The following is a 26,723-nucleotide window of genomic DNA, read 5'->3' on the forward strand; positions in this document are numbered from 1 at the left end:
CAACATTCATGTCGATGACTGGAAGCTGAACGGGCCCTTCAAGAACCCCTCAGCTGGCGTGTGGCCCTATGGCGTCATCAACGCACCGGCCGTTTCGCCGGAACGTCCAAGGAGACCCTCATGACCCCCATCAAAGCGCGCATCGGTATTGCCCTGTTGGCTCTCGTCGGCTCTGTGGCCGCAACGGGGGCTGCCAGCGCGGGAACCTGGCATCTCAATGCCGCCGCCTGCCCGGATCTGCGCGAGGACCGGATCGACTCGCGCTATACAGAGAACCGCTATGACCTGCGTGAAGATCGTCGTGACCAGAGCGTCATCGAATGCCCGCCGCGGGCCTGGTCCTATCAGCCGGATCGTCATGAGCGGGATCGCCGTTACCTGACAATTGCGGCCCAGCCAGCGAGCCCGGGCATTGTCTACGTGGCCCGCAATGGCGGTTACTATGTCCGCGGCTATCGCGGTGAGACCCGCTGGATCGATGTTCAGGTCCACTACGCCCGTGATTATCGCGGACGCCGCTTTGGTCCCGAGTTGTATGGCCGCCCCGGCGGTCGGCATGATGATCGTCGCGGACCGTCCCGCGGTCGGGGGCATGGCAGCCGGTACTAGGCCGTTTCTGGTCTCAGCCTCGAAAATCAGGCCCTGATCCGGCCTTCCAGATAGCGCGGCGCGTGGCCATACAAGGTCACGCGCTCGCCTTTTGTGGCCACATCGAGCGCGCCCGGACGGGGGCCGATCTGGCGGGCCGACAAGCGCACCTTGTCCAGACGGTCAGCCCAGTAGGGTGCCAGCGTGCAATGCGCCGACCCGGTCACCGGGTCCTCATCGACACCGGACGCCGGGGCGAAGAAGCGCGAGACGAAATCGGTCCGGTCGCCCGGCGAGGTCAGGATGATATTGGTGTCCAGGGCACGCAGCATACCGTGATCCGGCCGGGCCTCGCGAATGGCGGCTTCGTCCGGCAGCACCCACATCTGATAGTGCGCGCCATGAATGCGGGTCACGTCAAAGACCGCATCCGGGGACGCGCCCAGTCCCAGCGCCTCCTCGAGCGCCGGTGTCGCTTTTGCGGCTGTGTAACCGACGGCGGGAAGGTCCATGGCGTAACCGTCGCCCTTGCTGTCGCGGCTCACAGAGAGGCGACCGGAACGGGTATCGAACTGGGCCGCCCGACCCTTGACCAGCCCCTCTTCCAGAACCACCGCGCCGGCGGCGAAGGTTGCGTGGCCGCACAGGTCGACCTCGATCGCGGGCGTGAACCAGCGCAGATCCCAGACGTCCTCACTCCGCGGTACGAGAAAGGCGGTCTCGGACAGATTGTTGGAATTGGCGATCCCGAGCAGCTCGGAGTCCGAGGCAAAGCTGTCCATCAACACCACGCCGGCCGGATTGCCCGAGTGCGGCCGTTTCGGGTCGGCAAAGCTGTGGATCTCGAAATAGAGAAGGCTGAGGCTCATGGTCGCTCCTGACGGTTACCAGATCTCGCTGACATGGGGCTCGAAATCGAGGGCGAGGTCCGGATTGTCGGCATCAAGGGCGGCAATGGTTTCGACCGTGAAGGGCTGGTCGCCGGCGCGTTCGCGCAGGGCACCGATCACCATGGCCCGCGCCTGCTCGCGCAGCTGCGCGACCTGGCGTGGCAGCTCGCGGCGCCACTGATCGGCTTCGCGGTCCAGCTCCCGGTAATTGTCCGGACGATCGGCGTCGTCGGCAAACCGCCAGCGACCGGTGTCCTGATAGGCGCGGGCGAGGCGGGTGCCTTCTTCCTCCTCGAAAATGTCGATCTCGATCATCATCGCCTGATAAACCAGCGAGCTTTCGACCAGGCCGCCGGTCGCCGGACGGGCATCGGCCCAGCGGGCAAACCAGGCGCGCGCATCCTCGATCGGCGTCGAATAGGCCGAGCCCCACTGATTGCGCTCGTCGCGGTTGAGCAGGGTCTCACTGGCCGGATCGATCACGAAGACGGTTGGCGTGGCGTAGATCGCGGCGACGCCGAAGCGGCGCATGATATCCTGGTTCTGGTCGCGCCAGCCGACATCGATCAAGCGCGTCACATAATGCGCCTCCAGCGTTGCGGCCAGTTCAGGGTCCTCGAAATTATGAGCCAGGCCCTGACTGTCATGGCACCAGTTGGCTCCCAGGACGAGCAGCAGCCGCTTGTTCGCCGCCAGGGCTTCGGCCAGCGCCTCGTCGACGACATCCATGGCCTCGAAATTTTCGTCGAAGGGCGTCGGATGCGCGTCCTCGGCGAGGGCGGGCGTGGTGAGAAGGAGCAGCAGACATCCGAACAGGGCGGCCAGGCGCATGGCGGGGTACCTCGTAACATTGATGGCCCAGTCAAGCATGATCGGGGAGTGGGCGACAGGCAGATGCGCTGCATCCGCCTGTCCGTCGCGCATTCGTGATCCTAGCCGGCGGCGAGCGCGGCCAGCCGGGCGTAGAGGCCGGCATCATTGGCAGCCAGCTCGTCATGCGTGCCCTGTTCGACGATGCGACCGTTCTGGAAAACCAGGATGCGGTCGGCATTGCGGATCGTGGACAGGCGGTGCGCGATCAGGATGGTCGTCCGCCCCTCCATCACCGCTTCCATCGCCGACTGGACATCACGCTCGGTCTCGTTGTCGAGGCTGGAGGTCGCCTCGTCGAGGATGAGGATCGGCGCATCGGTGAGGATGGCCCGGGCGATGGCGACCCGCTGGCGTTCGCCGCCCGAGAGCTTGACCCCGCGCTCGCCAACCAGCGTGTCATAGCCCTTCGGCAGACGCTGGATGAAGGCGTCGGCATGGGCCGCCTTCGCCGCCGCGATGATCTCGTCCCGGGTTGCGCCGGGCGCGCCATAGGCGATGTTCTCGGCAATCGTGCGGTGGAAGAGGGCCGGGTCCTGCGGGACCAGCGCCACATTGCTGCGCAGGCTGTGCTGGGTCACGGCGCGGACGTCCTGTCCGTCAATCAGGACGGCCCCCTCATTCACGTCGTAAAGGCGCTGCACGAGTTTCACGAAGGTCGACTTGCCCGATCCGGTCGGCCCGACCAGCGCGACCGTTTCCCCCGGCTCAATGGAAAGCGAGAAGTCGGTGTAGAGCGGGCGGGTCTGGCCAGCATAGGTGAAGCCGACATCGGCGAACTCGATCGCACCTTGACGACGCTGGAAGTCCGGCGCGTCGCTGCGGTCGTCGACATCGCTCTCCTGCAGGTCGAAGATCGCCAGGTCCTGGATCTCGTCCATGCCGCGCTGGATCTGCTGCACCTGCTCGCCAAAGCGTCGCATATAGCCCGACACGATCATGTAGGCCGTCAGGGCAGCCACCACGTCACCGGCCGAGGCCGCGCCGCGCGACCATTGCCAGACCAGCAGGCCGACCAGGGCGGCCTGCATGCTCAGATCGGTCACGATATTCACCAGCCAGGAATTGACGAAACGCGTCCAGGTCTTCTTGGTCTCGGTCCGCCAGCGCCAGGCGAGGTCATGGAAACGGGCGTCCTCGCGGCCTTCGGCGCCGAAACTTTTCACCGTCGCCGCACCGCCGATCGCATCCGCCAGCGCCCCGCCGATCTCGCTGTCCAGCGCGTTCGAGCGCATGTTTTGCGGGCGGATGTAATAGCGGCTCAGCAGAAGGGACGAGGTGATGAAAACCGCCATCACCACGAAGACCACGGCACCGACCAGCGGCCAGCGCCAGGCCATGACGCCGGCAATGCCCAGCATCACGCCGACCGATGGAGCAACGCCCATGAAGATGTTGATCGTGACCGTGTCATAGGCCCACATGCCGCGCGTGATCTTGCGGACGACCGAACCGGCAAAGGTGTTGGCATGCCAGTCCAGCGAGAAGCGTTGTACGCGCGAGAAGGCATGCGTCGTCAGGTCGGCCATGTTGGCCGATGAGAACGGTACTTCGCAGCGCGAGGCGGCCTGGCGCAGGGCGTAGAACAGCAGCGCGGCGCCGAGATAGGTCAGGAAGGCGAGGCGCGGCGTGCCGTCCTCCGGACCGGCCGCGAGTGTGTCGATCAGCCGTCCTGCGGCGAGCGGGATCAACAGCTCGGCGAGCGTGGCCAGTACCATGAAGACGATCATGCCGGTCAGCAGCAGCGGCCGGCGCCGCCACTGGCGCGTCAGATAGGCTAGCACCTGAAGGTTGGACAGGTCGCGGGCGCGAGGTGTTTCGTCTTGGTCTTGAAAGTCGGACATTTCAGCAGCGGACCCGGGTGCAGCGACGCTGCGGGATCCGTCCTCACATGGAATTTGATCATCTGGGAAACACGGCGTGACGCGGCGATGTCCCGGGGGCGGCGACCGGGTTGCGGTCGAAGCGGGCTCGGGGTCAGGCAGCGCGCCGGCTACCTTGTTTGCCTAGATGATGGTTCGCATGGATCTGCTCACTATTGCCCATGAACGGGAGCCGGTGGGTAGCCCGATGCGGCGGGCAGGGCAAGTTGCCGCAGTGCTGATTTCGCGTTTGAGGCGAGATGTGTGGCGTCGGGGGCACAGGAAGGGGCGCGAAAATCCGGGAGAAATATTCGCGACACTGCGTTTGGAGCGATGTCGCCACTCGCCGTCAGTCTGACGGGATCAGGGTCAACTCTGTTTGGCGCCCGTCGATGAAGCGGATTGTCTCACCATCGAAGAAAGCGTTCTCCTCGGACCTGAAATCAACCCGCTGACCGCCCCATTCCGCGACCTCACTGAACGACGTCAGTTCGATTGACCAGGCTGTGTTGGCGTTGACCGGCCCGGCCCCCCGGTCTGTCGGCGCCTGATTGTCCCAGAACCCGATCGCCGGCCCGGCGCCATGGCCGTGCAAGCCGATGGGATGCGTATAGATGGACGGGTCGAGACCTTCAGCCAGCGCGTCGGCGCGGGTTCGTTCCAGAATGTCATTGCCGCTGAGGCCGGCCTCGTAGTGTGACAGGAGTATATCCTGGACCCGGTTGGTATTCCGAAGGCCGTCGACCAGACCTTCCGGAGCCTGCGTCTCGCCGGGGCGGAGAACATAGGCGAGGTGCTGGGTGTCGGTATTCAGACGCAGATAGGTGATGCCGAAATCGGTCCACAGCAGATCGCCGGGCTGGATGGTTTCATCACCGCTCAGCATGCCCTCGCGGCCCCGCCGCTGGATGCTGACCGATGGATGGAACCAGGGTGCAAGACCCAGCCGCGCAAGCTCGTCACGATACCACCAGACGACATCGTCGGCGGTGGTCTGACCCGGTGTGATCACCTCGCGCGAGAAGGCCCGGGCGATCAGGGCGTGAGCTGTGCGCACGATCGCCGGATAGAGCGCGACCTCGCTCGGGACACGCGTTTCCAACCAGCGCACGGCAAGCGTTTCGCCAGAGACAAGCCTGTCCCGGTAAAGCTCCGGCAGGGCGGCGGTCATGGCCCGGTACTGGCTCAGCGTCATGCCGTCACCAAAGGCGGTCAGGTCGGAGAAATTGATGGCAATACTGGCCGGATCGCGCTCGGCGATGATGTCGGCCACGGCGGCCCACTGGTCAGGCTGAACGTCCGGATCCCACGCGGCTTCGAACAGGCCAGCGAGACCGTAGCGACTGACCGTGAGGCGCTCGACAGGCTGACCCTCGCCCGGATCGAAAAAGACCAGGATCGTGCGGCGTCTCGCGGCCATGCTGCGCGCGTCCAGCATCGAGGCGACCACTGGCTCCTCGAAATACTCACGGGCCATCAAGACCCACATGGCAACGCCTTGCTCGCGCATGATCTGCGGGATCAGCTGGTCGAGGCGGTCCTCCATGACTTGATCGATGAGCGCGGCCCGCTCGCGGAGCGGCAGGACAGGGGGCAGCTCCGGAGAGGACAACTCTGTATCGCGCAGACCCCAATCGCTCTGGTCCCAGGCCGACGGCAAGGTCGTCTGCGCTTGCGCCGGGAGCGAAAATCCAAGGGAAAACAGGATGGCCAGTGCGCTCCGCCATCCCGGTCGACGGGTTTTGATCACGTTCATTCTGTTCTCCCCGGCAGTCATGGCCCGCATCTCAGGCCTCGATCCCCGGCACAATCGCCGCTTCCACTTTCGCCCGGGTTTCCGGATCAATCTCAGCCAGCTTGCGGGCGTCCAGGTCCATCGGGGCGGCGACGCCTTCCATGGTCCACCAGGGCTTTCCCGTTGCGGGTTCGAGCACCCAGTGGACGATATTGCGAACCTTGGGGCCGGCTGATTTGAGGCCGGAGCGGATGGCGAAGCCTTCGCCGGCGCGTGGCCAGCGGTGGACATGGATCATGCATTCCAGCAGGGCCGAGCCGATATTGCCGGCAGGTTCACCGGCATGTATCGCCCATTCTTCCGGAAAGGCGGCGGCAAAATTGGTGACGCTGTCGGAGACCCGGCCGAGCAGGAATTCGGCGCGCAGGGTTCCGAACGCATCCATCTCCTGTGGACCGAAACGGCCACGCCCGATGACCGGCAGCTTCAGCGCGTCTGCAGTGCGCCAGGCGGCATCCAGAGTGCTCGGACCGGCAGCAAGCCCGCGTGGGCGGGCATAGTCGGGTAGCTCGACGGTGAGGGCGTTGACGGTCTCGGCGAAGCGCGCGGGCCAATCGAACGGGGTTGCGCTGTCCGGCGCGGCATGGGCAACCCGGAGCGTCAGGCTTGCCGCCGGTTTGCCGGTGCCGGCATGGCGCATGGTCAGGATGATGTCGGCGGTGGCCGCGTCAAAGCCGAGAAAGCCGCCCTCTATGAAGAGAGGGGCACCCGGGCGGGCTTCGGCGAGGAAGCGCACATGCAGGTCTTGCGGGATCAGTGTGGCAAGGGCGTGCGGGCAATGGATCGGGTTGAGACCGGCGGCCTCGGCCAGATTGGCCAGCGCCTCGCTGGCCCTCGCGAGGTAGAAGCGGACATTGAAATGTCCGAGTTCGTCGCACTCCCAGGCGTTCACGCAGCCACGCCAGAGCTCGATCATCTCGAATGGCTCCTCAGCCGGGGTGGCAGTTGGCGCACTGGCCGAAATGCTCGACCACCGAGCGCTGGATGAAGAAGCCGTCGGGGGCATTGGTCGGCAGGGGCGCGCCGTGGCGCTCTTCGACAGCACCGCAACCGGAACAGATATACAGCTCGGCGGCACCGTCATCATGGGCATGGCTGCAGCCGACGAACGCGTTGAGCGCCTCGACCTTGTGGACGAGGCCGGCGGTCATCAGGAAGTCGAGGGCCCGGTAGACGGTCGGTGGCTTGGCCGAGCCCGGACCCGGCTTGAGGGCTTCGAGCAGGTCATAGGCCTTCACCGGCCCGTCGGCTTCTAGCACAAGTTCGAGCACCCGCCGGCGCACCGGGGTGAGCTTTTCGCCCCGTTCCAGGCAGTGGGCTTCGGCGGCGACGAGCGCCGTGGTCAGGGAATCAATGGTCATCTTGCGAACATTTAATCACGCTTTGCCGCATTTCCCAGAGTTTCGGCATTGATCTCACCGAGATGTTATAATATCACGTCTCCGTTCTGTACTGTTATTACATATCGGGGAAGCCATGATCGCGCGTCTGTCCAGCACCACAGCTCTTGTCGCCCTCCTTGCCGGAACAGGCCTCGGCACCTCGGCCTATGCCCAGGCCAGCGAACATGACGACGATGTGATCGTCGTTACCTCGGCGCCGCTGGGGGTTGGCGCGGATGAAGTTGCCGGCGGTGTGGAAGTCGTTGATCGGCGCCACCTCGAAGACAGTCTCGCCGGTTCTCTGGCCGATACGATCGCCCACGAGCCGGGCGTCTCCACGACCTATTTCGGGCCGGCCGCCAGCCGACCGGTCATTCGTGGCCTCGGCGCTGACCGGGTCCGGGTTCTGGTCAATGGCGTCGGCCTGATCGACGCCTCGACGAATTCACCCGACCATGCCGTAGCCTCCGAGGCGCTTGAGGCGGAAAGCGTGGAGATCCTGCGCGGTCCTGCGGCCATTGCCTATGGCGGCGGTGCCATCGGCGGGGTCGTCAACGTGATTGACGGACGCATTCCCGATGCGCGCGCCGAGGACGGGCTGGAAGGCCGCTTCTATGGCTCGATGACCTCGGTCGATGAAGGCGAGACGGCGGCGGCGCGCGTCCGCTTCAATGCCGGCGAGTTCGTGATCAACCTGGAAGGGCTGATGCGGACGGCCCAGCCCTATGACATTCCGGGTTACGCCGAGTCCGACATCTTACGCCTCTTCGAGGAGGCCGAGGAAGAGCACCATGATGATCATGATGATGACGACCATGACGAAGATCACGAGGAGGAGCATCCCTACGGGACGGTCGAGAATTCCGGCCTCGACTTCTCCTCGGCCTCGGCGGGTATTTCCTGGGTTGGCGAGAACGGCTTCTTCGGCGTCGCGGTCAAGCAATCGAATGCGCTCTACGGCATCCCGGGCGGCCATGATCATGGCGAGCACGAGGACGAGGATCATGATGAGGATCACGACGACGATCACGATCATGAGGAACACGATCATGGCGATGTTCGCATTGATCTCGAGCAGACCCGCTTCGATGTGCGCGGCGAGTGGCGCAATCTGGGTGAGCATATCGACCGCGTGAGATTCTCCTTCGGCACGGGCAGCTATGAGCATGTCGAGCTGGAAGGCGATGAAGTCGGCACCCGTTTCACCAATGATGGCTGGGAGGGCCGCGTCGAGGCGCGCCACGCCCCGATCAATCTGTGGGGCGGGACCTGGGAAGGCGCGGCCGGTCTGCAGGCCTTCAATCGCGATTTCGAGGCGGCCGGCGAGGAAGCCTATGTGCCGCCGTCTGAAACCGCCGACTGGGGCCTCTTCTTTGTCGAGCGCTGGGACTCCGATGACTGGGGTCTGGAGGGCGGTCTGCGGGTTGAGCAGCGCGATCTCGATACGCCGACCGACAGCCGCAGCTTCGATACGTTCAGCGTTTCCGGCTCGGTCTTCGTGCGCCCGGCGCGTGACACCTTCCTCGCGCTGACCCTGTCGTCGGCGGAGCGGGCACCGACCGATGTCGAGCTTTTCGCCGACGGTCCGCATGCCGCCACGCGCTCCTATGAGCAGGGCGATGCGAACCTGGACGTCGAACGCGCGGTCTCCGCTGAACTGACGGCACGGACCGCGTTCGCGGACTGGTCACTGGAAGCCTCGATCTTCCGGGCCGACTATGACGGCTTTATCGCCGCCTATGCCACCGGCGCCGAGGAAGATGGCCTGCCGGCCTTTGCCTACAGCCAGGACGATGTGGTCCTGTCCGGCTTCGAGGGGCGCCTGGAAGGCCCGCTCGGATCGCTTGGCGGCTGGGACTTCGACGGCGAACTGACCGGTGAATATGTCCAGGCAAGCCTCGACGCTGGCGGGGACCTGCCGCGCCTGCCGCCGCTGTCACTGACGGGCGGCGTGACGGCCTCACGCGGTGGTCACGACCTCCATGTTGAAGTCGAATGGGCGGATGTACAGAACGACACGGCGGCCTTCGAGTTCAAGACCCAGTCCTATGTTCTGGTCAACGCCCGCTGGACCTTCGAGCCCTTCGAGGCGCGTGACCTGCGGGTGATCCTGGAAGGCCGCAATCTGACCGACCAGGAAGCGCGTCTGCATACGTCTGTCCTGAAGGACCAGGTGCCGTTGCCGGGCCGGAATTTCCGGGCGGCCCTCGTCCTCGACTTCTAGCCAGCCGGCCGCGACAGCCTGCCGCGCGGCAGGCTGTCGCGCGGCGAAACGCGCACTGCCCTGCGCCAGCGGATGGGTCCAGAAAGTCCCTAGAATTTTTAGGGACGAAAGGATCAATCCCATGAAACGCCTGTATCTCACCGCTGCCCTTGTCGCGCTGGTCGCGGCCGCGCCCGCCTCGGCCGAGAGCGGTGACTGGCTGGTACGCCTGCGCGGCATCAATGTGGCGCCGAATGAATCGGCCGACATCGCCACGATCGGCGGCGACGTTGATATCGACACCTCGATCGTGCCGGAACTGGACATCACCTGGTTCGTGCAGGACCAGTGGGCGCTGGAGCTCATCCTCGGTGTCACGCCACATGACGTGATGGCCGTCGGCACCAGCCTTGGTGATGTCGATCTGGGCGATGTCACCCTGCTGCCGCCAACCCTGACGCTGCAATATCATTTCAATCCGGATGGCCAGGTCCGCCCCTATGTTGGCGCTGGCGTGAACTACACCCACTTCTTTGACGAGAACCTGCCGGCGGGGTCTGCCCTGACCTCCATCGACTATGATGCCAGCTTTGGTCTGGCCGCGCAGGCCGGTGTCGACTTTGCGCTCGATGAGGACTGGTTCGTCAATGTCGACGTCAAATACATCGATATCGACACCGACGTGACCATCAATGGTGCGATTGCCGCTGCCGTGCAGATCGACCCCGTGGTCTTCGGCCTCGGAATCGGACGCCGTTTCTAGAACTGTCCGCTTGAATCAAGGAGAATGCCGGTCCGCGACTGCGACCGGCATTTTTCTTGCGTGGCCGTGCTGGAACAGGTCTGCTCCGGTGCGTTGCCGGGTTTGGCCAGATCGGTTATCCAAAGCGCAACGAACTTAAGGGGTTTTTATCATGGTCGACGCCGCCGCCACCGAGCCGCGCCTTACCGGGACTGTTCCGCTCTACAAGAATGTGGAACCGCTCAATCGTCAAAAGCATGCCGGTTACGGCGTGAACACGGTTTCGCAGCCGTTCAACTTCCTGAAAGACTGGCATTTCGTGCCGGCCATCAGTGCCGAGTTCTCGTTCGCCTGCGGCAGTTATCCGATCATCTTCCTCGGCGAGAAGAAGATGCCGATCCTGGTGATGGGCCTGCGTCAGGGTTCCAATGTCTTCGTCACCGAAGACGGCCAGTTCGACAGCGAACATTACATTCCGGCCTATGTCCGTCGCTACCCCTTCGTCAGCGCGGCCAATCCGAATGACCAGCCGTCGACGGTCTGCGTTGACCTGGATGCGGAGTTTGTGGTCAGCGAGAAGCCGGAGCGTCCCTTCTTCGACGACAAGGGCGAGCCGACCGAATACACCCAGCAAGCGATCGACTTCGTGTCGGCTTTCGAGAACGACGCCCGCACGACCGAGGCTTTCGTCGAGCGCCTGATCGCGATGGACCTGCTGGAAAAGAAAGACGTCAAGGTCTCCAATCCCCAGGATCCGGAAAACCCGGTCACGGTTGCGGAATACTGGGGCGTTTCGGCTGAAAAGTTTGATGCCCTTCCGGCTGAGAAGCTGAAGGAAATGCAAGGCAATGGTGATCTCGGTGCGATCATTTCGCACATGATTTCGCTGCAGCGCTGGGAGCGTATCCTGCGCCGCACGTCGAACGTGGCGAACGCCCAGGCACCTGCCCAAGCCTGATCATCTGCCTGATCCTGTCTGTGAACGGCCGCACCGCTCTGGTGCGGCCGTTTGCATATGCGATCACAGTTGCGACATTGCGGTGCGAGGTCGGTCGACGCTGGCGAAAAAGCGACTATATCCCACCGGTAGACGCCGATCCCGACTGTTTTCCAAGAGGTAATTGAATGCGCGCTCTGAGCGGATTTCTCTCCCTGATCGTCCTGACCGGCCTGGCGGCGCTTGCGCCGGCCTCAGCCCAGTCATCCTGGTCCGCAGGAGAGCCGATTATCGAGGCGGAGCTGCTCTCCGAGCAGTCCGTCGCCGCGCCGGGCGACAGCTTCCATCTTGGCCTTCACCAGATCATGCCAGAGGGCTGGCACACCTATTGGCGCAACCCCGGTGACAATGGTCTGCCGGTCGAAATCGAGTGGGACCTGCCGGCCGGTGTGCAGATCGGTGATGTGGTCTGGCCGACCCCGATCGAGCTGCCGCTCACCGACATGATCATGGATTATGGCTACAAGGATGAGATCGTCCTGCCGATGCCGATCACGGTCGCGGCGGACTATGTCGGCGACACGGTCGAGATCACGGGTGATGCCACCTGGCTGGTCTGCGAAGATATCTGCGTCCCCGAGGAGCGCACCCTGTCCCTGACGCTGCCGGTGGCGGCGAGCGGTGAGCAGGACGAGGCTGGCTACTGGTACATCCGCACAGCGCTGGACAGCGTCCCGCAGCCGGATGACGCAATTGCCGCCTCATACGCGGTTGAGGGGGGCCGGGTGATCCTCGAGCTGAGCGGCCCGGCCTTTGCCGATCCGGCTGCCATTACAGGGCTGCGCTTCTTCCCTTACGAGACCGGGGTCATCCGCAATGCCGGCCTTCAGACGCTGAGGGCGGGTGAGGGCTCGACCCTCGTCTTGCTTGAGCCGGGTTATGCCGCCAATGCGGCGCAAGCGGGCGGGCTTGATGGCGTTGTTGCCTGGGAAAACACCGGTGGCGGTGAGCGCCGCGCCATTGTCGTCGAAGCCGCACCGGGCGGCGGTGGCTATGGACTTGAGCCGCTTGCCGGGGCGCCGTCTCCGGCCTCCGCACCGGTCGGTATCCTCGGCCTGATCCTGCTCGCCTTTGGCGGCGGCCTGATCCTCAACCTGATGCCCTGCGTTTTCCCGGTGCTGTCCATCAAGGTCCTCAAATTCGTCCAGGTCGCCCATTCCGATGCCGGTGCGGTGCGGACCCAGGGTGTGTTCTTCCTGGTCGGGGTTCTGGTCAGCTTTGTCGGTCTGGCCGGTGCCCTCGTTATCCTGCGCGAAGTCGGCCTGCCGGTTGGCTGGGGCTTCCAGCTGCAGGTGCCGATCGTGGTCGCCAGCCTGGCCTTGCTGCTGTTTGCCATCGGGCTGAACCTGCTGGGCGTGTTCGAGGTTGGCACACGGCTGATGGGTCTGGGCTCCGGACTGGCTGACAAGCCGGGCTGGAAAGGCGCTTTCTTCACAGGCGTGCTCGCCGTCGTCGTGGCGGCCCCTTGCGTTGGCCCCCTGGCCGCCGGCGCGCTCGGGCTGGCCCTGACCCAGCCTGTGCCGGTGGTGCTTCTGGTTGCCGGTTCCATGGGTCTTGGCCTGGCGGCACCGTTCGTGATGTTCGCGGTGTTCCCGAGCCTGTTGCGTTTCCTGCCCAAGCCGGGCGGCTGGATGGTCACCTTCAAGCAGTTTCTTGCCTTCCCGATGTTTGCCTCGGTCGTGTGGCTGAGCTGGGTGCTGGCGATCCAGTCCGGTCCGACCGGCCTGCTCTTCCTCGGCGCCGCCATGCTGGCCCTGTCCTTCGCGGTCTGGGCGCACGGCCAGGGCCATCGGATCTGGTCGGTTATCGCCATCATTGCCCTTGCGCTCGGTGTCCTGAGCGTCGTCGCCATCGCGCGGCTTCCCGCAGCCACCGGTGGCCCGGACATGGCGGTCGGTGAAGAGGAATGGTCGCGTGAGCGTGTCGCCGAATTGCAGGCGATGGGGCAGCCGGTCTTCGTCGATGTGACGGCGGCCTGGTGCGTGACCTGCCAGATCAACAAGCTCACCGTGCTCAATACCGACACCGTCAAGGATGCCTTTGACAGTCTGGGTGTTGTCAGCATGCGGGCCGACTGGACCAATCGCAACGAGACGATCGGCGCGCTGATCAGCGAGCACGGCCAGGCGGGTGTTCCGCTCTATCTGATGTATCCGGCCTCGGGCGGCGCGCCGCGCGTCCTGCCGACGGTTCTGACCACGGGTGGTTTCGTCGACCAGCTCGAATGGGCGGCGGCGAACTAGCCCCCTGACAGGGCCGGGCAGCTTGCCGGCAGCTCAACACCGCTGAGATCGGTATCGCTGTCGACGGCGGGAGCGATATTGCTGGCGTCAGACATCAGGGCGGCGAGGTCGGCATAGATATGGGCTTGTTCGGCGGCGGTTTCGGCGGCGTTCAGGGCTTCCAGCCTCGATGTCGCATCGGCCGACATGCCGCGGAAGATACAACGCAGGTCGATGGGGCCACCGGCCTCGTCTATGCGGCGACTCATCAACAGGGCCTCGACGGAAAATTGTTCCAGCTCGAACGATAGCGGATCCTCGATATCGAGCGGGGTCGCGGGGGCTGCCGGGCGCCTGGCGGCTTCCTGCGAGCGGGCCCGGGCGGTCTCGCCAATCGCGGCGGCGAAGGCGGCGAAGTCACTGCCCGGCCCGGCCTGGGCGGCAGCGGGGGCCAGCAGCGTGGCGGCGATCGCGGCGAAGAGGGCGGATTTCATGGCAGGCTCCCGGTCAGTCTCAGCCTGTTCTAGCAGTAACGCCTTGATTTCCGGTGAATCGACCGGCATCTCCCCTTGCGGTGTGCGTGTGCGGGTTCACAGGGCCTGTCTGCTCGTGGAAAACACCGCCTGACATGGGCTTGTCCGCGCCGGCGGAGAGGCCAACCAGATCGGAGATCGTGATGAGCGCCAAGAAACCCTTTCGACCCAAGGCCCGTCGTCCGCGCGGCTTTGAAGACCGCAGCGGCTCTGTCCTGCGGGTCGAGCGCCATCTCGTCGAGACCGCCAGTCGGATCTATGACGACTGGGGTTTCGAACCGCTTCAGACCTCGGCCTTTGAATACGCCGACGCGCTCGGCAAGTTCCTGCCCGACGAGGAGCGTCCCAATGAGGGCGTGTTCGCGCTCGAGGATGATGACGGGCAGTGGCTGTCGCTGCGCTATGATCACACCGCGCCGCTCGCCCGCTTCGTGGCCGAGAACTTCCAGGACCTGAACAAGCCCTACCGGCGCTACCAGGCCGGCGATGTCTGGCGCAATGAAAAGCCGGGCCCGGGCCGCTTCCGGCAGTTTGTCCAGTGCGATGCTGACACGGTCGGTGCCGCCGGTGCCGCAGCGGATGCCGAGATGATCGCGCTCGCTGCCGATGTGATGCGCGCGGTTGGTCTGGCCGATGGCGATTATGTGGTGCGGGTCAATGACCGGCGCATTCTCGACGGTGTGCTGGAAACGATCGGTGCGGCCGACCCGGAGCGCCGCATGCGTGTGCTACGCGCTGCCGACAAGCTGGATCGGCTCGGTCGCGACGGCGTGGCCCTGCTTCTCGGCGGCGGCCGTAAGGACGAGTCGGGCGACTTCACCGAGGGCGCCGGGCTGGATACCGCCGGAATCGATACCGTTCTAGGCTTCCTCGACGCTGGTGGCGGCAGCCGGAGCGATGTCATCGGGCGCCTTGAGCCGCTGATCGGGACCTCCGACACCGGCAAGGCCGGGCTCGCCGCGCTGGCCGAGATCGACGCGGTGCTGACCGCGATCGGGGTCGATGTCGACCGCGCCCTGTTCGACCCGTCCGTGGTGCGCGGCCTTGGCTATTACACCGGGCCCGTCTTCGAAGCCGAGCTGCTGGCCCAGGCCAGCTATGACGACGGCTCGCCGATCCAGTTCGGATCGGTTGGCGGCGGCGGTCGCTATGATGACCTGGTGTCGCGCTTCACCGGCCAGGCTGTGCCGGCGACCGGTTTCTCCTTCGGCGTCAGCCGCTTTGCCGCCGCCCTGTCGGCCCTGGGCCTGACCGGCTCGGTCGAGGAGAAGCCGCTGGTTCTCGTGGTCGCCAGCGAGAAGGATCGTTCGGCGGACTATCTGGCCATGGCCCGCGAGCTGCGCGCGGCCGGTTTCCGGGCCGAGGCCTTTGTCGGCTCCGGCAATATGGGAAAGCAGATGAAATACGCCGATCGTCGCGGTGCCGCGGCGGCCGTCATCGTCGGCTCGAATGAGCGCGAGGAAGGTCTGGTGACGATCAAGGACCTCAAGCTCGGTGCCCGCCTGGCCGCCGATATCAGTGACAACAAGCAGTGGCGCGAGGAGCAGCCGGCGCAGGAAACTGTCGCCCGGACCGACTGGCTCCGCGCGGTCTCGGCGCTGGTCGAGCGCCACCGGGCAGGCTGAAAAAACGAGGCCATGGCGGACCTTGTCCCCAGCTCTCCGGATTATGGGGGTTGACGTAACCGGGTGCCCACGTCAACGTCAGACTCGGAACTGGGCCTGACCGCTTGGTTCTTTGGCGCTTCGGGGAGGAGGCGTCCTTTATCGACCAACCGTTATCTCGGGGCTGGCCATTGCCAGCCCCTTTTTTTTGTCCGGTGGCGGACCGGCCGCTCAAAACCGGAGGCCAGACAAGAAAAGGGCGGCCCGCTTGTGCCGGACCGCCCCGTTTCGCCGCATCAGGCGAGGATCAGTCGTCCTTGTCTTCGGATGTGTATTCGAGGATCACGACGCGCTGGCCATCATCGAGGTCGATTACGCGCCGTCCTTCGGTGCGCTGGATGCGTTCGACGCGGACATTGCGGCGAACGTCGCGGTCATCGGTGCTGCCTTCGAGCCGGCCACCGGAGAGGCGGTCGACCTCGAGCCGGTTCAGCCACTCGACGAGGTCATCGCCGGTCTGCTCTTCACCATCAATCCAGACCCGTTGACGGCCATCGCTGTCCTCGACCCGGATGTCGCGGGCGTCGCTATCGCCGAGCAATTGGTGAAGGCGTTCGGTATCGGCGTGGATCATCGCGGCATGCTCGCGCTCGGCCCGCGCCGCGTCGCGTTCGGCGTGTGCCCGGTCGCGCTCGGCATGAGCCCTGTCCCGTACCCTCTCGCGGGCGATTTCCCGCTCGGCCCGGGCCATCTCACGGGCCGCGTGCTGGATCTCGACGCGCACGCGGCGACGGTCGTCATCGGTCTCAGCGCGGTTGTCGCGCAGCTCGCGGCGAACCTCGTCCATGGCAGCCCGCATCTCGGCTCGCGCGCTTTCGAGTTCTGCGCGAACCTCGGCCTGCTCCTCGGCGCTCAACTCGTCCCAGTCACGCGACTGCAGGACGCGGTCTTCGTCGAGACCTTCCAGCGCGAGCGTCAGCGACTGAAGGACGCCATGGCCAACCCCGTCGATATCAAGCTCGATCGCCATGTCGGCGAGATGGTTTTCCATCTCGGCCAGATGCTGGGCGCGCTCGGCCATGTGGACCTCGAATTCGCGCTCCATGCGGACCCGGCGACCCTCGACGACCCGGACCTCATCACCCTCGATGATCACCACACTATTCGGTGAAACTTCGACTGCATCGCCGTCAATGAGCACCGTCCCGTCGACGATCTCGATCTCCTGGTCATCAATGCGGATGACCGAGCGTTCCCCGTCGCGGTCGATATGGATGGTGCGATCGCCATTGGCGCCGCGAATCTCCACGATCTGGCCGTCATCGCCCATGAACATGGCATCACTGTCGGCCGAGACATGAACCCGGGTCCGGCTGACCCCGTCATCGTCCAGCGCAAAGGCCGCGGCCCCGGTCACGGCGAGCGCGGCACCCGCAAGCAAAAACTTCTTCATCGCATCTATCCCTCTTCGATGTGGCACCACCCTGGCGGCCCGCGCCTTACGGCGTCCCTGTTTGCGGCTAAATTTTTTGTCACGCCCCGTGTGGTTCCGAGCCGATCCGGACCGCTCTCCGACTGTGTCTTTCGGCGCGACAGGCTTGCCAGCCGCCGGAGCGGTGCCCATTCTCGCAGGCTGTACAGTGAGTGACGGAAGCGGATCATGGATCGACGACGCGTCTTGCAATCGGGTATCGCCGCCACACTGGTGGCGGCGACCGGCTCCCGGGTGACTGCCCTGTCCGAGACCGTTGTCGAGCGGCCGCTGGCCGAGCGCGTCGGCGACATGCTGCTGATGGGCTTTATCGGCTCGCATAACGAGACCGAAGGCGCCGACATTATCGACGCCCACCTGGCGGCGAAGCGGATCGGCGGCGTGCTGTTCCTGCGCCACAATGTCCGCTCCCGCGAGGGCGCCGAAGGTTCGGCGGCGCGCTTCCGGGCGACCCGCCCCGACGCCTGGATGGCGATCGACCAGGAGGGCGGGCTGGTCCAGCGCCTGTCGCGCGACCTCGGTTATACCCATATCCCGCGGGCCATGGAGATCGCCGCGGCGCGCTCGCCGCAAGGCGCGGGCGAGCTTTACCGGCTCGGCGCGGCAGAGTTTCACGCCGCCGGTTTCAACATGAATCTGGCCCCCGTCGCCGATCTGCATGACCCCGAGAATGCCGTGATCGGACGTCATGGCCGCGCCTATGGCAGTGACGGCGATACCATTGCCGCCTATGCCGGCGCCTTCATCGACGCCTTCGAGGGCGAGGGTATCGCCTGCGCGATCAAGCATTTCCCCGGCCATGGCCGGTCCCGCGGTGACAGTCATGACGGCTTCGTCGATATCTCCGACACCTGGAGCGAAGCCGAACTGGCGCCCTTCCGCGAGCTGATCGACCAGGGCCGGGGCCATCTGATGATGGGGGGGCATCTGACCAATCGCCAGCTCGATCCGAGCGGCGAACCGGTGACCTTCTCGAAGCCCGTTCTCGACGATCTGCTGCGCGGACAGCTCGGCTTCACCGGCGTGGTGATGACCGATGATCTCGACATGGGCGCGATCCGCAATAATTACAGCCAGCGCGAAGCCGTGCTGCGCTCGATCGAGGCCGGCAATGACATGATCATGCTGTCCAATTCGGCCGCGCCCGACGCCGAACTGCCGCAACGCATTGTCGGCTGGGTCGAGGCCGCCATCGCCGAGGGCCGCCTGACCGAGCACCGCATCAACCAGTCGGTCGCCCGACTGGCTGTGCTGAAGGCGCGGGTCGGGCTGGGCTAGTCCGCCGCGCCGGCCGTCCCGCGGGCGCGTCTTTTCTTTCCCACAGCGTGGGGAGGGGGACCGCGAAGCGGTGCAGGGGTGACGCCGAAGGCGGCATGGGTCCATCCGTGTCAGGGTCCTTCCTCGCTACGCTCGGACCCCATCGACCCGCCGCTGCGCGTCGGCCCACTTCCCCACGTGCGGGGAAGAAACGCGTGGCAGCTCGGTTGTGCACCAACTCCGGGATACCAAAGAAAAGGGCCGCCCCATCGGGACGGCCCTCTCTTTTAGTCGGTCAGGTGACCGGCATGATTACATCATGCCGCCCATGCCACCCATTCCGCCCATGCCGCCCATGTCGGGCATGCCGCCGGCGCTGTCGTCCTTCGGTGCGTCGGCCACGGCAGCTTCCGTGGTGATCAGCAGCGAAGCGACAGAAGCCGCGTCCTGAAGCGCGGTACGGACGACCTTGGCCGGGTCGATGACGCCGAACTCGAGCATGTCGCCATACTCTTCGGTCTGGGCGTTGAAGCCGAAGGTCGGGGAGGCGTTTTCCATCACCTTGCCGACCACGATCGAGCCTTCGACACCGGAGTTGGTGGCTATCTGACGGATCGGGGACTGCAGGGCGCGGGCGATGATCGCGATGCCTTGCGTCTGGTCAGGGTTGTCACCCTTCAGACCGGCCAGCTTGGCTGAGGCCTTCAGGAGGGCAACACCGCCGCCCGGGACAATGCCTTCTTCCACCGCAGCGCGGGTGGCGTTGAGGGCGTCGTCGACGCGGTCCTTCTTTTCTTTCACTTCGATCTCGGTGGCGCCGCCAACCTTGATCACCGCAACACCGCCGGCCAGCTTGGCGAGGCGTTCCTGCAGCTTCTCGCGGTCATACTCCGAGGTGGTTTCCTCGGACTGACGGCGGATCTGGTTCACGCGGGCTTCGATCTGGGCCTTGTCACCCACACCGTCGACGATCGTGGTGTCGTCCTTGGTGATGTTGACGCGCTTGGCCGAGCCGAGCATGTCGAGCGTGACGGTTTCCAGCTTGATGCCGAGGTCTTCGGAGATGACCTGGCCGCCGGTCAGGATGGCGAGGTCTTCCAGCATCGCCTTGCGACGATCGCCGAAGCCCGGGGCCTTGACGGCAGCGATTTTCAGGCCGCCACGCAGCTTGTTGACCACGAGGGTGGCCAGGGCTTCGCCTTCAACGTCTTCCGCGATGATCAGCAGCGGGCGCGAGGATTGGACGACAGCTTCCAGGATCGGCAGCATCGGCTGCAGCGAGGTCAGCTTCTTTTCGAAGAGCAGGATGTAGGGCTCTTCCAGCTCGGCCTGCATCTTGTCGGCGTCAGTGATGAAGTAGGGCGACAGGTAACCGCGGTCGAACTGCATGCCTTCCACGACGTCGAGCTCGGTTTCGAGGGATTTGGCTTCCTCGACCGTGATGACGCCTTCCTTGCCGACCTTGTCCATGGCCTTGGCGATCATGTCGCCGATTTCCTTCTCGCCATTGGCGGAGATGGTGCCGACCTGGGCAACTTCAGCGGAGTCTTTCACCGGGGTGGAGCTGGCCTTGATGTCTTCCATGACGAGGGCAACGGCCTTGTCGATGCCGCGCTTCAGGTCCATCGGGTTCATGCCGGCCGCAACCGACTTCATGCCTTCGCGGACGATGGACTGGGCCAGGACCGTGGCGGTCGTGGTGCCGTCACCGGCGACGTCATTGGTCTTCGAGGCCACTTCGCGCAGCATTTGAGCGCCCATGTTCTCGAACTTGTCGCTGAGCTCGATTTCCTTGGCGACGGAGACGCCGTCCTTGGTGGTGCGCGGTGCGCCGAAGGATTTCTCGATGACCACGTTGCGGCCCTTGGGACCGAGCGTGACCTTGACAGCGTTGGCGAGGATATCGACGCCGCGCAGCATGCGTTCACGCGCGTCGGAGCCGAAAAGTACGTCTTTGGCAGCCATTGGATTATATCCGTTCTTCTAGTTGAGGGTGTTCAGATCGGCGGTGGCGGTTACGCCATCACGCCGAGAATGTCGGACTCTTTCATGATCAGCAGCTCGACACCGTCAACGGTGACTTCGGTGCCGGACCATTTGCCGAAAAGGATGCGATCGCCGGCCTTGACGTCGAGCGGACGCACTGAGCCGTCTTCCTTGATCGCGCCGCCGCCGATTGCGACGACTTCGCCTTCCTGCGGCTTTTCCTTGGCCGTATCCGGGATGATGATCCCGCCCTTGGTCGTGGACTCTTCTTCGACGCGCTTTACCAGCACGCGATCGTGCAGAGGACGAAAAGTCATCTTTGTCTATCTCCAAACAGAGGACTGAAGGTTTCTGGCACTCGGCCAAGGCGATTTAGCACTCACCCTGACCGACTGCTAACAGAGCGGGAGATAAGAGGCAGTGGGGCGGGCGTCAAGAGGTCCGTGATGCGATTTCTGACACGCCCAGCATTCCGCGGCTTCACACCGGGCCCGGGGGCTGAAGCAGCGAAAAGGAAACGGGCCGCCCCGGTCTGGGGCGACCCGTCCTGTTGGCGTCATTCGGCCGGATGATCAGGCCGGATGCGGTCTTGAGTCCAGGCTAGAGGTCGAAGCGGTCGAGTTGCATGACCTTGGTCCAGGCGTCGATGAAATCGGCGACGAAGCGGTCCTCGCCATCACCAAAGGCATAGACTTCGGCCACGGCCCGCAATTCGGCGTTGGAGCCGAAGACGAGGTCGACCTCGGTCGCGGTCCAGGTGACGTCGCCGGTCTGACGATTGACGCCTTCATAGACATATTCCGCATCGGTCGGCTGCCAGCGGGTCGACATGTCGAGCAGGTTGACGAAGAAGTCATTGCTCAACGTGCCCGGACGGTCGGTGAAGACGCCATGGGCGCCGCCGCCCGTATTGGCGTCCAGGGCGCGCAGGCCACCAATCAGCACCGTCATCTCCGGAACCGTCAGCGACAGCAGGTCAGCTCGGTCGACCATGCGTGCGGCCGGCCCGCGGCTATGATCATCGCCGAGATAGTTGCGGAAAGCGTCGGCATGCGGCTCAAGCAGGGCAAAGCTCTCGGTATCGGTCTGCGCGGCGCTGGCATCGGTGCGACCCGGGGCGAAGGGGACGGCGACATCATGCCCGGCCTCGGAGGCGGCCTGCTCGATGGCTGCGGCACCGCCGAGCACGATCAGGTCGGCCAGCGAGATCCGCGTGCCGTCGGTCTGTGCGTCGTTGAAATCGCCCTGGATCTGTTCCAGCGACGCGAGGACTGTCGCGATTTCCTCGGGGTTGTTGACCGCCCAGCTGTTCTGGGGTGCCAGCCGCAGGCGACCGCCATTGGCGCCGCCGCGCATGTCGGTGTCACGGAAGGAGGCGGCGGCCGCCCAGGCCGTGCGCACCAGCTGAGGAACCGTCAGGCCGGAGCCGAGGATGTCGGACTTGAGGCGCTCGATGTCGCCGTCATCGACGAGCGGATGATCAACCGCCGGTACCGGATCCTGCCACAGCAGCTCGACCGCCGGAACATCGGCCCCGAGATAGCGGGCCCGCGGACCCATGTCGCGGTGGGTCAGCTTGAACCAGGCGCGGGCGAAGGCCGCCTCGAACTCTTCCGGATTCTCGAGAAAGCGGGTCGAAATCTCGCGGAAAGCGGGATCTTCGCGCATGGCAAGGTCGGTGGTGAACATGATCGGTGTTTCGAACTCGCCTGGCGTGTGGGCGTCCGGAACGATCATCGCCGCCTCGATGTCGGCAGGGACCCACTGGATGGCGCCGGCCGGGCTGCGTGTCTGCACCCATTCGAAATTGTACAGGTTCTGCAGATACTGGTGGGTCCAGCGCGTTGGGGCCGAGGTCCAGGCGCCTTCGAGGCCGGAGGTGACCGTGTCAGCGCCGTTCCCGGTGCCGCAGGAGTTTTCCCAGCCCAGGCCCTGGGCCTCGACGCCGGCAGCGGCCGGCTCCGGTCCGGTGCATTCATTCGGGTCGTGTGCGCCATGGGCCTTGCCGAAGGTGTGACCGCCGGCGATCAGGGCAACAATCTCCTCGTCATTCATGGCCATGGCGTTGAAGGTCCGGCGAATGTCGGCGGCCGCCAGCAGCGGATCCGGGACACCGTTGGGGCCTTCCGGATTGACATAGATCAGGCCCATCTGGGCTGCCGCGAGCGGGCGCTCGAGGCGCTGACCGTTCTCGTCATAGCGCTGGCTGGCCAGCATGTCCGCTTCTGGGCCCCAATAGACAAGCTCGGCCTGCCAGTCGTCCTCGCGGCCACCGGCGAAACCGAGGGTCTGGAAGCCCATGTCCTCCATCGCGACATTGCCGGCCAGGATCATCAGATCGGCCCAGGAAATGGCTTCGCCATATTGTTGCTTGATCGGCCACAGCAGTCGCCGGGCGCGGTCGAGATTTCCATTGTCCGGCCAGCTGTTGAGCGGTTCGAAACGCTGTTGGCCGCCACCGGCGCCGCCGCGACCATCCCAGGTCCGATAGGTGCCGGCGCTATGCCAGGCCATGCGGATGAAGAAGGGGCCGTAATGCCCGTAATCGGCCGGCCACCAGTCCTGCGAGGTGGTCATCAGCTCCCGGATCTGCACCTTCACGGCATCGAGATCGAGCGACATGAAGGCTTCTGCATAGTCGAAATCCTCCCCGAGCGGGTTCGAGCGGGTGGTTTCGTTCATCCGCAATTGGGTCAGGTCGAGCTGCTCAGGCCACCAGAAGGCGTTGGTTCTCGGGGCATCCGGTGTCGCAGCGGCCGGCATCGCATCGGCTGCCGCGTAGGTCTCGGTCGAAGCCTCTGTGTCGGCGCTCATATCGCTGCCGGTCTCGGGCGACGAACAGGCCGCGAGGATGAGCGATAGCGTTGCCGCGGAGGTAAACAGGAAAGACTTGGTGCGCGTTCTCATAAGGTGGCTCCCCAATGGTGCCGCCCGTCACCGAGTGTCGCGGTGCGCGTGTGGGAATGGAGGTATCCGCATTCCGACGGGGCAGCTGATCATGCTCGGGCAGGGCACCGTAACAGGTCGATCCGGCGCTGAAGGTCTGCCGTCTGAAGATTCAACCTGTACGCGCTGATCGGCCATAAATCCAATCGATATTAATTATGGAAGATATTGATTGGATTGATGCCTCTGACCGCCCGGCGAGCCGGGGACTTTTGGGCAGGGCCGGGGTCAGTCAGCCTGCGTTCATCTGGCAAAACATAAATCGGAGATTGCCATGCCCATCATCTGGTTCGATATGATAGGCTTAGAGTTGCGTTATCGAGAGGGAGCCTCAATGAAACTCCGCACTGCAGTCCTTACCGTCGCGGCGCTGTCCATGGCAGCGTGCACGACCACCGATCCGTACACCGGTGAAACCCGGGCCAACAACACCGGTCGCGGCATCCTCCTGGGCGCCGCGGCAGGCGCGGCGCTGGGATATCTGACCAACACCAATGACAGCGAAGAAGGCCGGACCAATGCCCTGATCGGGGCCGGTATCGGCGCCCTCGCCGGGGGTGCGGTCGGCAATTACATGGACCGCCAGGAAGCCGCCATGCGCGAAGCCCTGTCGGACAGCGGCGTCGGTGTGCGGCGTGAAGGCAATGATCTTCGCCTGATCATGCCGGGTGATGTCACCTTCGCCACCAACTCGGCCGATATCCAGGGTCAGTTCTACGGTATCCTGTCTGATGTCGGCACGGTGCTGAACCGCTACCCGGCGACCTATGTTGATATCGTCGGCCATGCCGACTCCGTGGGTGCAGACGCCTACAATCAGCAGCTCTCCGAGCGCCGGGCCCTTTCGGTGGGCAATTACCTGATCGGCCAGGGTGTCCTGCGCGACCGCTTCTATATCGCCGGGATGGGGGAGCGCTCGCCGATCGCGTCCAACGACACGGCCCAGGGTCGCCAGCAAAACCGTCGCGTTGAAATCCTGATCCGGCCGCATGCTGCGTCCTGATACCAGGGGTTTCTGACTGCGAATGAGAGCGGCCCGCCGGATCGGCGGGCCGCTTTAATTTATGCATCACCTTATAAATCAGCTTGTTAGGCCCCAAAGGGGCGGGTCGGGTTTACCTTCGTTAACCAAACGACAACCGGTGACGACACAGCTTAAGCTTCAAGCACACCTGACGATTCGCTGATTCGAAGGCCGCACATGCCCCGCGTATCCGACATTTTGATCCTGCTGACCTACATCACCGTCGCCGCGGTGGCTGCGATCGGCTTCGAGTTCTTCGGCCTGATGCCGACGCTAAATGCGTGGATGATGGGGGCGATTGTCTTCATCGTCGCCGGCATGGCGCATTCGGCCGCGGCGCGCGGGCAGGAACGACGGGTGCTGGAAACCGAGATCCACGAGCTCAAGGCTGCCAATCTGGCCCTCGCCGAGGAATTCGAAGCCGCCCAGGCGCGCCTTGACGAGATCGCCGACGAGCTGCGTGCGGAATCGGTGGAGCGCGACAATGCGCTGGTGCACGAGGTGAAGGTGCTTGAGGACCTGGTCCGACGCGTCGGTCCCGCCGGCGTGCAGACGCGGCCTGCCGCGCCCGAGGCCGCCAGCACGTCACGGACCGATATCGACACGGTGCGCGAGGCGCTCGCCGCCAACCGCGTCGACCTGTATTTGCAGCCGATCGTTACCCTGCCGCAGCGCCGGACGGCCTATTATGAAAGCTATACCCGCCTGCGCGATGCGACCGGTCGCGTGCTGGCGCCAGCGGCCTTCATGTCGGCTGCCGAGGAAGCCGGCCTGATGGCCGAAGTCGATAATCTCCTCCTGTTCCGCTGCGTGCAGATCGTGCGTCGCCTGACCGGGCAGGACCGCAAGGTCGCGATCTTCTGCAATATCTCGCTCAACTCCCTGGCGGACGAGACCTTCTTCCCGGAATTCCTCGACTTCATCCGTCAAAACAAGAGCCTGTCCAGCTCCCTGATCTTCGAGATCTCCCAGCAGGCCTTCGAGGAACGCGACGCCATCGCCGCCCGCAACATGGCCCGTATGGCTGATTTCGGGTTCCGCTTCTCGATCGACCAGATATCCCATGTCGAGCTTGACCTGTCGGAGATGGAACGGGCCGGCGTTCGCTTTGCCAAGATCGGTGGCCGCCGCCTGCTCGATGCCATCGACAATTACGAGTCGATCGCCGGCTACGAAGCGGGTGCGATTGCCACGGAAGACCTGGCCGGCCTGTTCGGACGTCACGGTATCGAACTGATCGTCGACAAGATCGAGGATGAGGCGACCGTGGTGGAAGTGCTGGAAATGGATGTGGCCTACGGCCAGGGCCATCTCTTTGGCGAGCCGCGCCCTGTGCGCGACGACATGCTGGAGGTTGCCCCGCGCGAGACCGGCGGCAATGTTGCCCGGATGTCGGCCTGACCGGTTCACACCGCGACCCGGCCTGCCGGCCGACACGCCGCATTGACCGGCTGTCACAGGCCTGCTTCAAGCAGGTGATGTTACCCGAACTCGCCACGCTGGGCCCGCTTCGCGACCGCTATGACACGTTGTATTGCGATGTCTGGGGCGTCATTCGAGACGGTACCGACTTGTTGCCCGCAGCCGTCGATGCGCTGATCCGATTCCGCCAGAGCGGGGGACGGGTCTGCCTGGTCTCGAACTCGCCGCGGCGCAGTTCCAGCCTTGCGCACTTTCTCGATCAGATGGGGCTGCCTTCGAGTGCGACCGACGCCATGGTTACCTCGGGCGATGCCATCCATGAGGAATTGCTCAAGCGGACCCCGGGTAAGGCGTTCAATATCGGTCCCGCCAGTGATGGTGCCCTCTATGCCGGGCTCGATCTCGACTTCACCGATATCGAGGCGGCCGACTTCATCACCTGCACCGGTCCGGATGATTACGAGAATGGCCGACCTGAGGATTATGATGCGGTCCTGGCTCGGGCCCTGGAGCGCGGGATCGAGCTGGTTTGCGCCAATCCGGACATCGTCGTCCAGTCGGGCGACCGGCTGATCGTCTGTGCCGGCGCCATCGCGCGTCACTATCGGCAGATGGGTGGCACCAGCATTGTCGCCGGCAAGCCGCACCAGCCGATCTACAGGCTGGCGAAGGCGGCGCTCGAGGCGCAGGGCCACACGGTGGTGCTCGAGCGCGTGCTGGCGATCGGTGATGGTCCGGAGACTGATGTCGAGGGGGCCATGCGGGCGGGTGTCGATTGCCTCTTCATTGCCGACGGCATTCTCGGCGACATGCTCAACGGCGGCCGCCTCGATGTCGAGACAGCCGCCGCTGCGCTGAAGGATTATGGTGTGTCGGCCCGCTATGTCGCGGATCAGCTCACCTGGTAG

21 protein-coding genes are annotated in these 26,723 nt (G+C 64.6%); 10 read left to right on the plus strand and 11 right to left on the minus strand.

Annotated elements, in window-relative coordinates; translation table 11 throughout:
* Positions 1-120: 120 nt before the first annotated feature.
* Positions 121-609: a hypothetical protein gene (locus AAA969_RS02905; RefSeq protein ID WP_338243433.1), complete on the plus strand. Its 489-nt coding sequence runs from the start codon at positions 121-123 to the stop codon at positions 607-609.
* Positions 610-635: 26 nt separating this feature from the next.
* Here the strand turns inward: AAA969_RS02905 and AAA969_RS02910 are convergent, their stop codons facing one another.
* The 6 genes from AAA969_RS02910 to AAA969_RS02935 form a co-directional block, all read right to left on the minus strand.
* Positions 636-1,457 carry a PhzF family phenazine biosynthesis protein gene (locus AAA969_RS02910; protein ID WP_338243435.1) on the minus strand — a complete coding sequence of 274 codons (822 nt, stop codon included), beginning with the start codon at positions 1,455-1,457 and terminating at the stop codon, positions 636-638.
* Between the two features lie 15 nt (positions 1,458-1,472).
* Positions 1,473-2,402 carry a thioredoxin family protein gene (locus AAA969_RS02915; protein ID WP_338243437.1) on the minus strand — a complete coding sequence of 310 codons (930 nt, stop codon included), beginning with the start codon at positions 2,400-2,402 and terminating at the stop codon, positions 1,473-1,475.
* An 8-nt stretch (positions 2,403-2,410) separates the two neighbouring features.
* Positions 2,411-4,192: an ABC transporter ATP-binding protein gene (locus AAA969_RS02920; RefSeq protein WP_338243439.1), complete on the minus strand. Its 1,782-nt coding sequence runs from the start codon at positions 4,190-4,192 to the stop codon at positions 2,411-2,413.
* A 367-nt stretch (positions 4,193-4,559) separates the two neighbouring features.
* Positions 4,560-5,966, minus strand: coding sequence for a M24 family metallopeptidase (locus AAA969_RS02925; RefSeq protein ID WP_338243441.1), 1,407 nt, complete (start codon positions 5,964-5,966; stop codon positions 4,560-4,562).
* A gap of 31 nt (positions 5,967-5,997) precedes the next feature.
* Positions 5,998-6,921, minus strand: a complete 924-nt coding sequence (locus AAA969_RS02930) for a thioesterase family protein (protein WP_338243443.1) — start codon at positions 6,919-6,921, stop codon at positions 5,998-6,000.
* Positions 6,922-6,934: 13 nt separating this feature from the next.
* Complete coding sequence (locus AAA969_RS02935) at positions 6,935-7,366, minus strand: transcriptional repressor (protein WP_338243445.1); 432 nt, start codon at positions 7,364-7,366, stop codon at positions 6,935-6,937.
* A 115-nt stretch (positions 7,367-7,481) separates the two neighbouring features.
* Between AAA969_RS02935 and AAA969_RS02940 the strand changes: the two genes are divergently transcribed.
* From AAA969_RS02940 to AAA969_RS02955, 4 genes are all read left to right on the plus strand, one after another.
* Positions 7,482-9,611, plus strand: a complete 2,130-nt coding sequence (locus AAA969_RS02940; RefSeq protein ID WP_338243448.1) for a TonB-dependent receptor — start codon at positions 7,482-7,484, stop codon at positions 9,609-9,611.
* Positions 9,612-9,732: 121 nt separating this feature from the next.
* Complete coding sequence (locus AAA969_RS02945; protein ID WP_338243450.1) at positions 9,733-10,353, plus strand: OmpW/AlkL family protein; 621 nt, start codon at positions 9,733-9,735, stop codon at positions 10,351-10,353.
* A 151-nt stretch (positions 10,354-10,504) separates the two neighbouring features.
* Positions 10,505-11,290, plus strand: coding sequence for a SapC family protein (locus AAA969_RS02950; protein ID WP_338243452.1), 786 nt, complete (start codon positions 10,505-10,507; stop codon positions 11,288-11,290).
* A gap of 167 nt (positions 11,291-11,457) precedes the next feature.
* Positions 11,458-13,572 carry a protein-disulfide reductase DsbD family protein gene (locus AAA969_RS02955; RefSeq protein WP_338243454.1) on the plus strand — a complete coding sequence of 705 codons (2,115 nt, stop codon included), beginning with the start codon at positions 11,458-11,460 and terminating at the stop codon, positions 13,570-13,572.
* On the opposite strand, the gene AAA969_RS02960 is transcribed toward AAA969_RS02955, so the two are convergent.
* Positions 13,569-14,045, minus strand: a complete 477-nt coding sequence (locus tag AAA969_RS02960; protein ID WP_338243456.1) for a hypothetical protein — start codon at positions 14,043-14,045, stop codon at positions 13,569-13,571. The genes AAA969_RS02955 and AAA969_RS02960 overlap by 4 nt on opposite strands.
* A 182-nt stretch (positions 14,046-14,227) precedes the next feature.
* Between AAA969_RS02960 and hisS the strand changes: the two genes are divergently transcribed.
* Complete coding sequence (gene hisS / locus AAA969_RS02965) at positions 14,228-15,709, plus strand: histidine--tRNA ligase (protein ID WP_338243458.1); 1,482 nt, start codon at positions 14,228-14,230, stop codon at positions 15,707-15,709.
* Between the two features lie 286 nt (positions 15,710-15,995).
* On the opposite strand, the gene AAA969_RS02970 is transcribed toward hisS, so the two are convergent.
* Positions 15,996-17,141 carry a hypothetical protein gene (locus AAA969_RS02970; RefSeq protein WP_338243460.1) on the minus strand — a complete coding sequence of 382 codons (1,146 nt, stop codon included), beginning with the start codon at positions 17,139-17,141 and terminating at the stop codon, positions 15,996-15,998.
* 207 nt (positions 17,142-17,348) lie between these two features.
* Between AAA969_RS02970 and AAA969_RS02975 the strand changes: the two genes are divergently transcribed.
* Positions 17,349-18,458, plus strand: coding sequence for a glycoside hydrolase family 3 protein (locus tag AAA969_RS02975; protein ID WP_338243462.1), 1,110 nt, complete (start codon positions 17,349-17,351; stop codon positions 18,456-18,458).
* 291 nt (positions 18,459-18,749) lie between these two features.
* Here the strand turns inward: AAA969_RS02975 and groL are convergent, their stop codons facing one another.
* From groL to katG, 3 genes are all read right to left on the minus strand, one after another.
* Positions 18,750-20,402, minus strand: a complete 1,653-nt coding sequence (gene groL / locus AAA969_RS02980; protein WP_338243464.1) for a chaperonin GroEL — start codon at positions 20,400-20,402, stop codon at positions 18,750-18,752.
* Positions 20,403-20,452: 50 nt separating this feature from the next.
* Complete coding sequence (locus AAA969_RS02985) at positions 20,453-20,740, minus strand: co-chaperone GroES (RefSeq protein ID WP_011642545.1); 288 nt, start codon at positions 20,738-20,740, stop codon at positions 20,453-20,455.
* Positions 20,741-21,023: 283 nt separating this feature from the next.
* Positions 21,024-23,186 carry a catalase/peroxidase HPI gene (katG, locus tag AAA969_RS02990; protein WP_425325024.1) on the minus strand — a complete coding sequence of 721 codons (2,163 nt, stop codon included), beginning with the start codon at positions 23,184-23,186 and terminating at the stop codon, positions 21,024-21,026.
* Positions 23,187-23,703: 517 nt separating this feature from the next.
* On the opposite strand from katG, the gene AAA969_RS02995 reads away from it, so the two are divergent.
* The 3 genes from AAA969_RS02995 to AAA969_RS03005 all read left to right on the plus strand — a co-directional run bounded on the left by AAA969_RS02995 (position 23,704) and on the right by AAA969_RS03005 (position 26,723).
* A complete protein-coding gene (locus tag AAA969_RS02995; RefSeq protein WP_338243472.1) occupies positions 23,704-24,372 on the plus strand; it encodes an OmpA family protein in 669 nt (222 codons plus the stop codon).
* Between the two features lie 198 nt (positions 24,373-24,570).
* Positions 24,571-25,794 (plus strand): EAL domain-containing protein, encoded by a 1,224-nt coding sequence (locus tag AAA969_RS03000; RefSeq protein WP_338243474.1) that lies wholly within the window; start codon positions 24,571-24,573, stop codon positions 25,792-25,794.
* A gap of 77 nt (positions 25,795-25,871) precedes the next feature.
* Entirely contained in the window at positions 25,872-26,723 is an 852-nt protein-coding gene (locus tag AAA969_RS03005) for a TIGR01459 family HAD-type hydrolase (RefSeq protein ID WP_338243476.1), read from the plus strand.

Source organism: Maricaulis maris (genome assembly GCF_036322705.1).
Classification (GTDB): Bacteria; Pseudomonadota; Alphaproteobacteria; order Caulobacterales; family Maricaulaceae; genus Maricaulis; species Maricaulis maris_B.

Excerpts from the sequence above, each read along its gene's own strand:
- AAA969_RS02995 (WP_338243472.1), top strand. The coding sequence starts at position 23,704 with ATGAAACTCCGCACTGCAGTCCTTACCGTCGCGGCGCTGTCCATGGCA.
- AAA969_RS02940 (WP_338243448.1), top strand. The coding sequence starts at position 7,482 with ATGATCGCGCGTCTGTCCAGCACCACAGCTCTTGTCGCCCTCCTTGCC.
- AAA969_RS02970 (WP_338243460.1), bottom strand. The coding sequence starts at position 17,141 with ATGAAGAAGTTTTTGCTTGCGGGTGCCGCGCTCGCCGTGACCGGGGCC.
- AAA969_RS02985 (WP_011642545.1), bottom strand. The coding sequence starts at position 20,740 with ATGACTTTTCGTCCTCTGCACGATCGCGTGCTGGTAAAGCGCGTCGAA.
- AAA969_RS02945 (WP_338243450.1), top strand. The coding sequence starts at position 9,733 with ATGAAACGCCTGTATCTCACCGCTGCCCTTGTCGCGCTGGTCGCGGCC.
- AAA969_RS02915 (WP_338243437.1), bottom strand. The coding sequence starts at position 2,402 with ATGCGCGACGGACAGGCGGATGCAGCGCATCTGCCTGTCGCCCACTCC.
- AAA969_RS02920 (WP_338243439.1), bottom strand. The coding sequence starts at position 4,192 with ATGTCCGACTTTCAAGACCAAGACGAAACACCTCGCGCCCGCGACCTG.
- AAA969_RS02975 (WP_338243462.1), top strand. The coding sequence starts at position 17,349 with ATGGATCGACGACGCGTCTTGCAATCGGGTATCGCCGCCACACTGGTG.
- AAA969_RS02935 (WP_338243445.1), bottom strand. The coding sequence starts at position 7,366 with ATGACCATTGATTCCCTGACCACGGCGCTCGTCGCCGCCGAAGCCCAC.
- AAA969_RS02930 (WP_338243443.1), bottom strand. The coding sequence starts at position 6,921 with ATGATCGAGCTCTGGCGTGGCTGCGTGAACGCCTGGGAGTGCGACGAA.
- AAA969_RS02960 (WP_338243456.1), bottom strand. The coding sequence starts at position 14,045 with ATGAAATCCGCCCTCTTCGCCGCGATCGCCGCCACGCTGCTGGCCCCC.
- groL (WP_338243464.1), bottom strand. The coding sequence starts at position 20,402 with ATGGCTGCCAAAGACGTACTTTTCGGCTCCGACGCGCGTGAACGCATG.
- AAA969_RS02950 (WP_338243452.1), top strand. The coding sequence starts at position 10,505 with ATGGTCGACGCCGCCGCCACCGAGCCGCGCCTTACCGGGACTGTTCCG.
- hisS (WP_338243458.1), top strand. The coding sequence starts at position 14,228 with ATGAGCGCCAAGAAACCCTTTCGACCCAAGGCCCGTCGTCCGCGCGGC.
- AAA969_RS02910 (WP_338243435.1), bottom strand. The coding sequence starts at position 1,457 with ATGAGCCTCAGCCTTCTCTATTTCGAGATCCACAGCTTTGCCGACCCG.
- AAA969_RS02905 (WP_338243433.1), top strand. The coding sequence starts at position 121 with ATGACCCCCATCAAAGCGCGCATCGGTATTGCCCTGTTGGCTCTCGTC.
- AAA969_RS03000 (WP_338243474.1), top strand. The coding sequence starts at position 24,571 with ATGCCCCGCGTATCCGACATTTTGATCCTGCTGACCTACATCACCGTC.
- katG (WP_425325024.1), bottom strand. The coding sequence starts at position 23,186 with ATGCCGGCCGCTGCGACACCGGATGCCCCGAGAACCAACGCCTTCTGG.
- AAA969_RS03005 (WP_338243476.1), top strand. The coding sequence starts at position 25,872 with ATGTTACCCGAACTCGCCACGCTGGGCCCGCTTCGCGACCGCTATGAC.
- AAA969_RS02925 (WP_338243441.1), bottom strand. The coding sequence starts at position 5,966 with ATGAACGTGATCAAAACCCGTCGACCGGGATGGCGGAGCGCACTGGCC.
- AAA969_RS02955 (WP_338243454.1), top strand. The coding sequence starts at position 11,458 with ATGCGCGCTCTGAGCGGATTTCTCTCCCTGATCGTCCTGACCGGCCTG.